The sequence below is a fragment of the Aurantiacibacter spongiae genome, from assembly GCF_003815535.1.
GTDB classification, from domain to species: domain Bacteria; phylum Pseudomonadota; class Alphaproteobacteria; order Sphingomonadales; family Sphingomonadaceae; genus Alteraurantiacibacter; species Alteraurantiacibacter spongiae.
In genome coordinates this window covers 2,637,959-2,650,055 of sequence record NZ_RPFZ01000001.1, presented here as the reverse complement: position 1 = coordinate 2,650,055, position 12,097 = coordinate 2,637,959, and the positions used below count along the sequence as shown (strand labels likewise).

The 12,097-nt window shown below is 66.4% G+C and carries 12 protein-coding genes; 8 read left to right on the top strand and 4 right to left on the bottom strand.

The annotated features are described in order from the left end of the window. Positions 1-137: 137 nt before the first annotated feature. Genes bioB through scpA form a run of 3 tightly spaced genes read right to left on the bottom strand, consistent with a single transcriptional unit; the run spans position 138 to position 3,525 of the window. On the bottom strand, positions 138-1,148 hold the full coding sequence (gene bioB / locus EG799_RS12955) for a biotin synthase BioB (RefSeq protein WP_123882009.1): 1,011 nt from the start codon (positions 1,146-1,148) through the stop codon (positions 138-140). After that, entirely contained in the window at positions 1,145-1,375 is a 231-nt protein-coding gene (locus tag EG799_RS12950) for a hypothetical protein (protein ID WP_123882006.1), read from the bottom strand. The genes bioB and EG799_RS12950 overlap by 4 nt, the downstream gene beginning before the upstream one ends. Beyond that, positions 1,372-3,525: a methylmalonyl-CoA mutase gene (gene scpA, locus EG799_RS12945; protein ID WP_123882003.1), complete on the bottom strand. Its 2,154-nt coding sequence runs from the start codon at positions 3,523-3,525 to the stop codon at positions 1,372-1,374. The genes EG799_RS12950 and scpA overlap by 4 nt, the downstream gene beginning before the upstream one ends. 130 nt (positions 3,526-3,655) lie before the next feature. Between scpA and EG799_RS12940 the strand changes: the two genes are divergently transcribed. From EG799_RS12940 to EG799_RS12915, 6 genes are all read left to right on the top strand, one after another. Further along, positions 3,656-4,069, top strand: a complete 414-nt coding sequence (locus EG799_RS12940; RefSeq protein ID WP_123882000.1) for a holin family protein — start codon at positions 3,656-3,658, stop codon at positions 4,067-4,069. A 78-nt stretch (positions 4,070-4,147) separates the two neighbouring features. Beyond that, entirely contained in the window at positions 4,148-4,582 is a 435-nt protein-coding gene (gene aroQ / locus EG799_RS12935; RefSeq protein ID WP_123881997.1) for a type II 3-dehydroquinate dehydratase, read from the top strand. A 98-nt stretch (positions 4,583-4,680) separates the two neighbouring features. Continuing rightward, on the top strand, positions 4,681-5,193 hold the full coding sequence (gene accB / locus EG799_RS12930) for an acetyl-CoA carboxylase biotin carboxyl carrier protein (RefSeq protein WP_234029159.1): 513 nt from the start codon (positions 4,681-4,683) through the stop codon (positions 5,191-5,193). Positions 5,194-5,212: 19 nt separating this feature from the next. Beyond that, a complete protein-coding gene (accC, locus tag EG799_RS12925; RefSeq protein WP_123881994.1) occupies positions 5,213-6,574 on the top strand; it encodes an acetyl-CoA carboxylase biotin carboxylase subunit in 1,362 nt (453 codons plus the stop codon). A 44-nt stretch (positions 6,575-6,618) separates the two neighbouring features. Continuing rightward, on the top strand, positions 6,619-7,947 hold the full coding sequence (locus EG799_RS12920; protein WP_123881991.1) for a TrkH family potassium uptake protein: 1,329 nt from the start codon (positions 6,619-6,621) through the stop codon (positions 7,945-7,947). Further along, positions 7,937-8,596, top strand: a complete 660-nt coding sequence (locus tag EG799_RS12915) for a potassium channel family protein (RefSeq protein WP_234029158.1) — start codon at positions 7,937-7,939, stop codon at positions 8,594-8,596. Before EG799_RS12920 ends, EG799_RS12915 begins: the two co-directional genes overlap by 11 nt. Before the next feature lie 9 nt (positions 8,597-8,605). Here the strand turns inward: EG799_RS12915 and EG799_RS12910 are convergent, their stop codons facing one another. Then, positions 8,606-9,073, bottom strand: a complete 468-nt coding sequence (locus EG799_RS12910; protein WP_123881988.1) for an Lrp/AsnC family transcriptional regulator — start codon at positions 9,071-9,073, stop codon at positions 8,606-8,608. 208 nt (positions 9,074-9,281) lie between these two features. On the opposite strand from EG799_RS12910, the gene EG799_RS12905 reads away from it, so the two are divergent. Then, complete coding sequence (locus tag EG799_RS12905; RefSeq protein ID WP_123881986.1) at positions 9,282-10,997, top strand: ATP-binding protein; 1,716 nt, start codon at positions 9,282-9,284, stop codon at positions 10,995-10,997. A 43-nt stretch (positions 10,998-11,040) separates the two neighbouring features. After that, a complete protein-coding gene (locus tag EG799_RS12900; RefSeq protein ID WP_123881984.1) occupies positions 11,041-12,033 on the top strand; it encodes a polysaccharide deacetylase family protein in 993 nt (330 codons plus the stop codon). Positions 12,034-12,097: the final 64 nt, after the last annotated feature.

Here is a 12,097-nt window from a genome sequence, read left to right as displayed (position 1 = left end):
GGTCACTGAAGCTCACGTTAAGAGAAACCCATAATCAACGTGCCGGAATTGATCCGGCATCCAACTCCCTTTCGGCACTGAGCTCGAAGATAAGCGAAACCCCGGATCAAGTTGGGGGTGACGAGGTTGGGGGGTAGTCACTCCGCCGCCTCCATTACCTTGCACGCTCGCATCGGCTCCTCGCCCTTGAGCGCGGTCAGGCCCAGCTTCGCGAACAGCGCGCCGTCGCTGTCGTCGCCCGCATTGGGCGCGGTCAGCAGTTTGTCGCCGGTGAAGATCGAGTTCGCACCCGCGAGGAAGCACAACGCCTGCGTCGTCTCGCTCATGCTCTCGCGCCCGGCGGAGAGGCGCACCATGCTCATCGGCATCGCGATCCGCGCCACGGCGACGGTGCGCACGAATTCGATATCGTCGATCTTCGCGAGCGGGGTATCGGCCAGCATGTCGCCCAGCACCGTGCCCTTGACCGGCACCAGCGCATTGACCGGCACGCTTTCGGGATGGCGTTCGAGCGTGGCGAGCGTGTGGACGAAGCCCACCCGGTCCTCGCGCGTTTCGCCCATGCCGACGATCCCGCCGCTGCACACATTGATGCCCGCATCGCGCACGTTTTGCAGCGTGTCGAGCCGGTCCTGATACTTGCGGGTCGAGATCACGCGCTCGTAATATTCCGGTCCGGTGTCGACATTGTGGTTGTAGTAATCGAGGCCCGCTTCCTTCAGCATGTCGGCCTGTTTCGGCGTCAGCATGCCCAGCGTCATGCAGGTCTCAAGCCCCATTTCGCGCACGCCCTTCACGATCTCGACGATCGCGGGCATGTCGCGGTCTTTCGGGTTGCGCCACGCCGCGCCCATACAGAAGCGTTGGCTGCCGGCATCCTTTGCCTGCGCCGCGCGCTGGAGGACCGATTGCACCTCCATCAGCCTGGTCGCCTCGACGCCGCTATCGGCTTTGACCGATTGCGAGCAATAGCCGCAATCTTCCGGACACCCGCCGGTCTTGATCGACAGCAGCGTGCAGAGCTGGATTTGCTCGGGCGGGTGGAACTCGCGGTGCACGGTGGCCGCGCGGAACAGCAGCTCGGTAAAGGGAAGGTCGAACAGCTCCGCGATTTCCTCGCGGATCCAGTCGGTGCGGATTTGGGTCAATCTTCAGGTTCCACTCTCAGGAAACGGTAAGCCATAAATATCAGCAACGTTACGGCAAGGCTGCGCCAGAACCACCTAGACGAGGCAAGTTCTTTCGCCCTTGCGCATGACGCATCATTTTCAATGCAATCGCCAATCGTGCTGCCGATTAGATCGACGACGATGAAGCCAATCCAGGCGAGGCCAAGAACAACAAACGCGACTTGAATGAGTCTGCGCTTGCTCACTCCGCCGCCTCGTCCAGCTCATCCCCCGCAGGCGGCATATTGTGGCCGAGCAGGCGCAGCACGTCCGCCGCGCATTCGACCACGTTGCTGCCCGGACCGTAAATGCCCTGCACCCCGGCATCGCGCAGAAAGTCGTAGTCCTTCTGCGGGATCACGCCGCCGGCGATCACCTTGATGTCGGGGCGGCCCGCATCCTTGAGCAGGCCGATGAGTTCGGGGATCAACGTCTTGTGGCCCGCCGCGAGGCTGCTTGCGCCGATGGCGTCGACATCCTCCGCCAGGGCCATATCGCGGGTTTCCTCCGGGGTCTGGAACAGCGGGCCGGAGACAACCTCGAAGCCCATGTCGGCAAAGGCGCTGGCGATCACGTTGGCGCCGCGGTCGTGGCCGTCCTGCCCCATCTTGGCGACCATCAGCTTCGGCGCACGGCCAAGGCGGCGCTCGACCGCCTTCACGCCCTCGACCACTTGTTTGTAACGCTCGTCTTCCGAATAGGCCTCGGAATAGACCCCACGCACCGGCTGCGGCGTTGTGTCGTAGCGACCGAAGGCTTCTTCCATCGCCTGGCTGATCTCGCCCAGCGTCGCATCGTGCCGCGCCGCCTCGACCGCCAGTTGGAGGACATTGGCCCCGCCCTTCGCCCCCTCGGTCAGCGCGTCGAGGGCCGCCTGGCAGGCCTTTTCATCCCGCCCTGCACGAACCTTCCCGATCCGTGCGATCTGGCTCTGCCGCACGGCGTGGTTATCGATATCGAGCGTGTCGATCTCGGCTTCCTCGGGCAGGCGATACTTGTTGACGCCCACGATCACCGTCTCGCCCCGGTCGACGCGCGCCTGCTTGGCGGCCGCAGCCTGTTCGATCTGCGCCTTGGGCTTGCCGCTGGCGACATATTGGGTCATCCCGCCCGCCGCCTCGACCTCGTCGAGGACCTTGCGCGCCTCTTCCACCAGCGCGTCGGTCAGGCTTTCGATATAATAGCTGCCGCCCAGCGGATCGGCGACATTGGTGATGCCGGTTTCCTCCTGGATCACCAGCTGCGTGTTGCGCGCGATGCGGGCGGAGAAGTCGGTCGGCAGCGCGATCGCCTCGTCCAGCGCATTGGTGTGCAGCGACTGCGTGCCGCCCAGCACCGCCGCCATCGCTTCGATCGTGGTGCGGATGACGTTGTTGTAGGGGTCCTGCTCTTGCAGCGACACACCAGATGTCTGGCAATGGGTGCGCAGCATCATCGACTTGGGGTTCTGAGCCCCCAGCCCTTCCATCACATCGTGCCACAGCTTGCGCCCTGCGCGCATCTTGGCGATCTCCATGAAGAAGTTCATGCCGATGCCCCAGAAGAAGGACAGGCGCGGCGCAAAGGCGTCAATATCGAGCCCCGCTTCCATCGCCCGCTTCGCGTATTCCTTGCCGTCGGCGATGGTGAAGGCGAGCTCCTGCACCGCCGTCGCCCCGGCCTCGTGCATGTGGTAGCCGCTGATCGAAATGCTGTTGAATTTCGGCATCTTGGCCGAGGTATATGCGATGATGTCCGAAACGATCCGCATGCTCGGTTCGGGCGGGTAGATATAGGTGTTGCGGACCATGAACTCCTTGAGGATGTCGTTCTGGATGGTCCCGGAAAGCTTGTCCTGCGAAACCCCCTGCCGCTCAGCCGCGACGATGTAGAACGCCATCACCGGAATGACCGCGCCGTTCATGGTCATGCTGACCGACATCTCGTCGAGCGGGATCTGGTCGAACAGGATTTCCATGTCGCGCACCGTGTCGATCGCGACGCCCGCCTTGCCGACATCGCCGACCACCCGGCCGTGATCCGAATCGTAGCCGCGATGGGTGGCGAGATCGAACGCGACCGACAGCCCCTTCTGCCCGGCGGCTAGGTTGCGGCGGTAGAAGGCGTTCGATTCCTCGGCGGTGGAGAAGCCCGCATATTGCCGGATGGTCCACGGACGGCCGGTATACATGCTGGCATAGGGGCCGCGCGTATAGGGCGCGAAGCCGGGCAGGCCGGGGTCCAGCCCCTCGGTATCGGCGGCCGTATAAACAGGCTGCACGGTGATGCCCTCGGGCGTGTCCCAGGTCAGATCCCTGCCCTTCGTCTCTTCTCTGGCCGCCTCGTCCCAGTCGGCGCGGGTCGCTTTGTCGCTCATGCCTACCGCCTATGACACCCGCCTCGCGCCGTTTCCAGCCCCCGCCGCCCCGGCGCGTGCCATCGGGGCTTTCCTACACGATCCCGGCCGGTCCACCGCCCCCGCCCCACCAGCCAGCGGAGCAGCAGACATGGCAATTCTCGAAACCCTCATCGGGCCCATCGCATCCATCATCGACAAGGTCATTCCCGACAAGGAAGCGCGCGAGCGGGCCAAGATCGAACTCGTCAAGCTGGAAGGCACGCAGGAAATGGCGCAGATCGAGGCGCGCCTGTCGGCCATCATCGCCGAGGCCAACAGCCGCGACCCGTGGACCAGCCCTGCGCGGCCAAGCTTCCTCTACGTCATGTACGCAATCATGCTGTTCGCCATCCCGATGGGGATCCTGTCGGCCTTCGACGCACAGGCGGCGGACGATATCGGGCGCGGCATCACCGGCTACCTGTCCCGCCTGCCCGAAGAACTCTACGCCCTCTTCGGCACCGGCTATCTCGGCTACACCGCCGCGCGGCAGTGGGGAAAGGTGAAGGGGGTGGAAAAATAACGCCCCGGGCCGTCGCCGCGCCAATCAATCCGATGCACCCCCTTGGCCGCCGGCCCCGCCGGCGTCTAAGGGGGCGGCATGAGTGAAAAAATCTATGTCCTGAACGGCCCGAACCTCAACATGCTCGGCACGCGGGAGCCCGACGTCTACGGCGAGGAAACGCTGGATGATATCGCCACCCGCATGGAAGCGCGCGGGAAGGAACTGGGCTTCGATATCGAGATGCGCCAGTCCAGCCACGAAGGCCATCTGGTCGATTGGCTGCACGAGGCGCAGGGGGATCAGGCGAAGGCCGTCATCCTCAATGCAGGTGCCCTCACCCACACCTCGCTGGCCCTGTACGACGCGATCAAGTCGATCCGCACGCCGGTGATAGAGGTTCACCTGTCGAACCCGGCGGGGCGCGAGGCCTATCGTCACAAGAGCTATATCGGCATGGCCGCGATCGGCAGCATCTCGGGCTTCGGCATCGGCAGCTACGAACTCGCGCTGGACGCCGTCGCCCGCCTCTGACCGCGCCGGCGAGCGGCCGCGCGCCCCGTCTTGCCAAGCCCTGCGGCAGGCTATAGCGCCTGCCGTCATCAGATCGTCGCATAAGCCGAAGGGATTGTATGGCTGACAAGAAGGCCCCTGCCGCCGCTTCCGCCCCGCGCGGGAACGGCATGTCGGTGGATACCGCGCTGGTTCGCGAACTGGCGGACATGCTGGGCGAAACCGGCCTGACCGAAATCGAGGTCGAGGAAGGCGAGATGCGTATTCGCGTGTCGCGCGGCGGCGGCGTGGCGCCGGCCATGCTGCAGCCCGCCGCGATGGCCGCACCGCAGGGCCAGCCGCCCCAGCAACCTTCCGGCGATGCCGCCGCGCCCGCGCAGCCGCAGGGCGCCGACAACGCCAACGCGGTCCGCTCGCCGATGGTCGGCACCGCCTATCTCGGCCCCGAGCCCGGCCAGCCCAATTTCGTCAGCGTCGGGGACTCCGTGAAGGCCGGGGACACGCTGCTGATCGTGGAAGCCATGAAGGTCATGAACCCGATCGAGGCACCCCGGGACGGCACGGTGACGGAAATCCTCGTCGGCAATGCCGATCCGGTCGAATTCGACCAGCCCCTGATCGTGCTGGGCTGAAGGCGGGGGGCGGACGGGCATGGCCATATCGCGCATACTCATCGCCAATCGCGGCGAGATCGCGCTGCGCATCCACCGCGCGGCCCATGAGATGGGGATCGAGACCGTCGCGGTCCACTCCACCGCCGATACCGACGCGATGCACGTGCGCCTCGCCGATGCCGCCGTGTGCATCGGCCCGCCGCCCGCGAGCGAAAGCTATCTCAACACCGCCGCGATCATCTCGGCGGCGGAGATCACCGGTTGCGACGCGATCCATCCTGGATACGGCTTCCTGTCGGAAAACGCGCAGTTCGCCGACATCGTGGAGGCGCACGACATCGCCTGGATCGGTCCCAAGCCCGATCACATCCGCACCATGGGCGACAAGGTGCAGGCGAAGAAGACGGCCGGCGCGCTCGGCCTGCCGCTGGTCCCCGGTTCGGCAGGGGCGGTGGAGACGATGGACGAGATTCGCGCCGTGGCCGAGGAAATCGGCTACCCGGTGCTGGTCAAGGCCGCGAGCGGCGGCGGCGGGCGCGGGATGAAGGTCATCCCCTCGCCGGACAGCCTGGAGAACCTGGTGCGCCAGGCCAAGAGCGAAGCGAAGGCCGCGTTCGGCGACGACACCATGTATCTGGAGAAATACCTCGGCAATCCGCGCCATATCGAGTTCCAGGTGTTCGGCGACGGCAACGGCAATGCCATCCATCTGGGGGAGCGCGACTGCTCGCTCCAGCGCCGGCACCAGAAGGTGTTCGAGGAAGCGCCCTCCCCCGTCATCAGCGCCGGGGAACGCACGCGCATGGGCGGCGTGGTGGCGCAGGCGATGGCCGAGATGGGCTATCGCGGGGCGGGCACCATCGAGTTCCTGTGGGAAAACGGCGAGTTCTACTTCATCGAGATGAACACCCGCCTGCAGGTCGAGCATCCCGTGACGGAGATGATCACCGGCATCGACCTGGTGCGCGAACAGATCCGTATCGCCGACGGCAAGAACCTGAGCTGCTCGCAGGAAGACATCGCCTTCGCCGGCCACGCCATCGAATGCCGGATCAATGCCGAGGATCCGTTCACCTTCGCCCCCAGCCCCGGCAAGATCACCTATTACCACGCCGCGGGCGGAATGCATGTGCGCGTCGATAGCGGCATCTATGCCGGCTATTCGATCCCGCCCTATTACGATTCCATGATCGCCAAGCTGATCGTCTACGGCAAGACCCGCGAACGCTGCATCATGCGGCTGCGCCGGGCGTTGGAGGAAATGGTGGTCGAGGGGGTCAAGACGTCCATTCCCCTGCACGAGGAACTGATCCGCCAGCCGGACATCCTCGAAGGGAACTACACGATCAAGTGGCTCGAGGAATGGCTCGAAAAGCGGGGCGAAGCGGACGCGGCGTGACGGCCGCGCGGGGTCATGGCGCGACGCCAGGGCGCGGTCGCTGAATGCATCATCTGCGCCACCCCATCCGGCTCATCCCGATCCTGTTCCTGTGCGCGATCCTGATCGGGACCGCGCTGCTCGACCTGCCGATCGCCACCGCCGGCGGCACCAGCGCGCCGCTTCTGACCAGCTTCTTCACCGCCACCAGCGCGGTCGCCGTCACCGGCCTCATCGTCGTCGATACGCCGACCTACTGGTCGGGCTTCGGCCAGGGGGTCATCCTGCTGTTGTTCCAGGTCGGCGGGTTCGGCATCATGACCGCGGCCAGCCTGCTCGGCCTGATCGTCGGGCGCGGGTTCGGCCTGCGCGACCGGATGGCCACGCATGTCGAGCGCAGCCGCCTGGAAACGAGCGACGCGGCGTCCGTCCTCAGGCTGGTCTTCCGCGTGACCGTGGTGGTGGAAGCGGCGGTCGCGGCGGTGCTGACGGTGCGCTTCGCCGCGCATTACCACATGCCGTTCCTCACCGCGGCGTGGCATGGCACCTTCCATTCGGTCAGCGCGTTCAACAATGCCGGTTTCTCCAGCTTTTCCGACAGCGTCATCGGCTTCCAGACCGACTGGATGATCCTTTCCCCGCTGATGTTCGCGGTCGTGCTCACATCGCTCGGCTTTCCGGTCATGCAGGACATCCGAGCCAAGCGCCTGCGCTGGCGGCGCTGGACGCTGCACAGCAAGATCACCGTCGCCGGTACCGGCGCTTTGCTGCTGACGGGTTTCGCCGCGATCCTGGCGATGGAATGGCACAATCCGCAGACGCTCGGGCCGCTCAACTGGGGGGCGAAGATCCTCAACGCCGCCTTCCATTCGGTGATGCCGCGCACCGCCGGCTTCAACTCCGTCCCTGTCGGCGGCTTTCACGACGAGACGCTGATGGCCAACTTCATCCTGATGTTCATAGGCGGCGGCAGCGCGGGCACGGCGGGCGGTATCAAGGTGACGACGTTCTTCGTCCTGTTCGCCATCGTCGCCTCCGAGATACTCGGCCGGCGCGACGCGGTGGCGTTCCAGCGGCGCTTCGGCGGGGCGGTGCAGCGCCAGGCGCTCTCGGTAACGGTCCTCGCCGCATCGCTGATCTTCGTTGCGACGACCTACATCGCCTCGATCAGCCACCTGCCGCTCGACGATATCCTGTTCGAATGCATCAGCGCCTTTTCCACCGTCGGCCTTTCCACCGGCATCACCGCCGATCTGCCGCCCACGGCGCTGCTGGTAATCGCGGCGCTGATGTTCGTGGGCCGGGTCGGAACCATCACCGTGGCCACGGCGCTTGCCCTGGGGGAGCGCGACCGGCCCTTCCGTTATTCAGAGGAGAACCCGATTGTCGGCTGACAAACGCAAGCCAGTGCTGGTCGTCGGGCTTGGCCGCTTCGGCGGCGCGGTCGCCCGTACGCTGGAAAACATGGGGCACGAGGTGCTGGGCGCCGATACCGACCCCGCCCTGGTGCAGGAATTCGCCGCCGATCTCACGCAGGTGGTGGAAGCGGACTGCACCGACACCAAGACGCTGGAAAGCCTTGGCGCGAAGGATTTCGATTCCGCCGTGGTCGCCATCGGCACCGACATAGAGGCGAGCCTGCTAACCGTGCTGGCGCTGGCCGATATCGGGATCGCGAACATCTGGGCCAAGGCGACCAATGACAACCACGCCCGGATCCTGGAGCGCACCGGGGCGCGTCATGTGGTCTTTCCCGAACAGCGAATGGGGGAACGCGTCGCCCACCTGTTGAACGAACGGCTGCGCGATTTCATCGCCTTCGATACCGAATACGCCATCGCCAAGCTATCCGCGCCCGAACCCATCGTCGGCGTGCCGCTGCTGACCAGCGATTGCCGCAAGCGCTTCGACGTGACGATCGTGGGCGTGAAGCGGGAGGGGGAGGATTTCATCCACGCCGTCCCCGATACCATCATCTTTCCCGACGACGAACTCGTCGTCTCCGGACGGATCAGGGATATCGAACGCTTTTCCGCCCTCTAGCGGTGCCGGTCAGCTTTCCAGCGGAACGCCCGGATCGTGCTTGGCGGTACGGATGGTCAGGCTTGTCTTGACGCTGGCGACATTGGGTGCCGGCGTCAGTTTGCTGGTGAGGAATTCCTGGAAGCTTTGCAGGTCGCGGCTGACGATCTTCAGGATGAAGTCGATCTCCCCGTTCAGCATGTGGCACTCGCGCACTTCGGGCAGCGTCTTGATGTGATCCTCGAACGCCTTGAGGTCTTCCTCGGCCTGGCTGCGCAGGCTGACCATCGCGAACACGGTTATGGCGAAACCCAGCTTCGATGCATCGAGATCGGCATGGTAGCCGCGAATGACGCCCTCTTCCTCCAGCGCGCGCACGCGGCGCAGGCAGGGGGGCGCGGTCAGGCCGACACGGCTGGCGAGATCGACATTCGTCACGCGTCCCTCGGCCTGCAATTCGGCCAGCAACTTCCTGTCTATCCTGTCCAGCGTCGCCATGCGCCGATGCCCCTTGAGAATGCCGAAATCCGCAATATCAGGCTATTCGGATATTAAATCCTGAACGCAGCGCGTCGTTCCCGCGAAACTTTCAGTGGTATGCGCGCGATTGTCCCTTTTTGCAACGCACCCGTCGGCGCAACTGTCACCCATAGCGCACCCGGCTAGGGCGAAGTTGACGATCCGTTAACTTTCGCCGGGAGCGAGAATGCAATTCGACGACCGCCTCGCCACGGTGCTGCGCATGCGCACGGACAGCGACGCGGCCGCGCGCACGCAATTTCGCCAGCTCGTCGATCTCATGGGAACGACGCGCCTGCCGCCGACCGGTGCGATGACGAGCGCGGCCTACATCGTGCTCGGCCTGTTGCAGCGCGCCATTCCCGAAGAGGATCAATCGCGCATCCTGCGCGAACCGGGGACGCGGCTGCGCGTTCCGCGCTTCGTCGCGCTGCTGGCGGAGGGACCGTCCAAGCCTGCCGCCGCGGCGATGGCGACGGCGCGCCTGCGGGAGGACGAATGGCTCCGCCTCATCCCCTCTCTCCCGGTAATCGCCCGCGGTTTCCTGCGTCACCGGCGCGATCTGCCGCAATCGGCCAGGCAATTGCTGGCCAGGCTGGGCGTGGGCGACCTGGTGCTTACCGGTGCCGTCGCCGGGGCGCTGCCCGCCGCGGACGGGGCGCAGCTTCCCGCGCCTGCCCCCGCCCCCACGCCGCCGGCCTCTCCGCAGGACACTGCGTCGCCGGCGGCGGACGAGCGGACCGACGCCCCCGCCGCGCGGCAGTCGCAGGTGGAAAGCGTCGGGGCGCTGCTGCGCCGCATCGAGGCGTTCCGCGAAGAGCGCTCTGGCAGGTCGTCCCTTCCCGAACCGCTACCGGCGCGCGGCCGCGACCGGGCCCGGACCGACGCTGCATCCGACCGGTTCGACTTCACCACCGGGGCAGACGGTGCGGTGATCTGGGCGGACGAGGATATCGCCCCGCTTGCCGTCGGATTGATGCTGACCGCGCCGACGGCCGGCGACTTGGTCCGGGTTTCGGACCGGACGCGCGCCGCACTCGCGCACCGTCAGCCGCTCCGCGCGGCGCCGGTCACGCTGGCCGCGGCGCCCGCGATCAGCGGCGAATGGCGGATGGAAGCGACGCCGGTGTTCGAACAGGCGACTGGCGGCTTCGCCGGCTATCACGGTCGCCTCTACCGCCCGCTGCTTCTCCCCGCCAATGACGAAGATTCGCCCGCCGACGCGATGCGGCAGGTTCTTCACGAACTGCGCACGCCGGTGAACGCGCTCCAGGGTTTCGCCGAGATCATCCAGCAGCAATTGTTCGGCGCCGTTCCGCACGAATACCGCGCTCATGCCGCCGCCATCTCGGTCGATGCGGCCAAGCTGCTCGCCGGGTTCGACGAGGTCGACCGGCTGGTAAAGCTCGAGGCGGGCGGAATGGCGCTGGAGGATGGCGAGACCGATCTGCGCACCGCGCTGGTGGAGACTATCCGCCGGCTCGAAGGCGTGCTGCGTCCGCGCAATGCCGGCTTCGCGCTGGATGTCGCCGGGTCGCCCTTCGCCGTCGCTCTCGACCGGTCCGATGCGATGGTGCTGTGCTGGCGGCTGCTCGCCACGGCGGCCGGGGCGATGGGTCCGGGCGAGACGATTCCCGCCGAGTTGCGCGGCGACGGGCAGACCATCACGCTGAAGATGGAAGTGCCGCGATCGCTGCTGGGGGAAGACGGCGCGCCCGCCGCCGCGCCGGGCCAGCGCCGGGTGGTCAGCGCCGGCATGTTCGGCCCGGGTTTCGCCTTCCGCCTGGCGCAGGCCGAAGCGCGGGCGGCGGGTGGCACGCTGGCGTGCGAGGACGAACAGGTCGTCCTCACCCTGCCCGCCTTGACCGCCGGCGACGCTGGCCATAGCAGGACCGCCGGATAAACCGGGTCGCAAGGATTATCCTGCAAGGAAGGCCGCCACGGCCATGCGCAACCTGCTCGATCCCCCTCCCCCGCACGCCGCGGCGTGCTTTGCCGACGGGCGCACCCGCTTCCTGCTGACCGTCGATACGGAGGAGGAGTTCGACTGGGGCAAGCCGCTCACGCGCGAAAGCCATTCCACCAGGTCCGTCCCGCGGCTCGCCAAGTTCCAGCAGTTCTGCGAGGCGCAGGGCGTGGCCCCGGTCTATCTGGTGGACTGGCCCATCGCCAGCAGCACCCGCGCGGCGGAGATCTTGCGCGAACCGCTCGCCGCCGGCCGGGCCGAGATCGGGGTGCAGTTGCACCCCTGGGTCAATCCTCCCTTCGAGGAGGAGGTCACACAGGCCAATTCCTTCGCCGGCAACCTGCCCGCCGGGCTGGAAGCGTCCAAGCTGACGCGCCTGCGCGATGCGATCGAGGAGAATTTCGGGATCGCCCCGTTGATCTACCGCGCGGGCCGTTACGGCGTGGGACCGAACACGGCGCGGGCGCTGGCGGATAACGGCATCGCGGTCGACAGCTCGGTTCGCCCGCATTTCGACTATTCACACGCGCACGGCCCCGATTTCCGCGCCCATCCGCTTGCGCCCTACTGGCTGGACGATGCCCGCACGCTGCTCGAACTGCCGCTGACGACCACCTTCTGGGGAATGCTGCGGCGGCAGGGGGAGGCGATCTATCCCCGGCTGTGGCGCGCGCCGGTGTTGCGCGGAGCGCTGGCGAAGCTGGGCCTGCTCGAGCGGGTGCCGCTGACGCCCGAGGGGGTGAGCGTGCAGGAAGCCATCCGCGGCATCGACATGGCGCTGGACGACGGCTTGCCGGTGCTGGTGCTGTCCTTCCACAGCCCCTCGCTCAGTCCCGGTCACACCCCCTATGTCCGCGACGAGGACGATCTCGACGCGCTCTACGACTGGTGGCGGCGCGTGTTCGCCTATCTCGCCGGTCGCGGAGTGGCGGCGAGCAGCGTTCGCGACGTGATGGCGGCGGTCACGCGGTAGTCACCGCCGTGACCATGCCGCTTGCCGCCCGGCCGCAGGGAAGCTATCGGCGAACGTCGCGAAA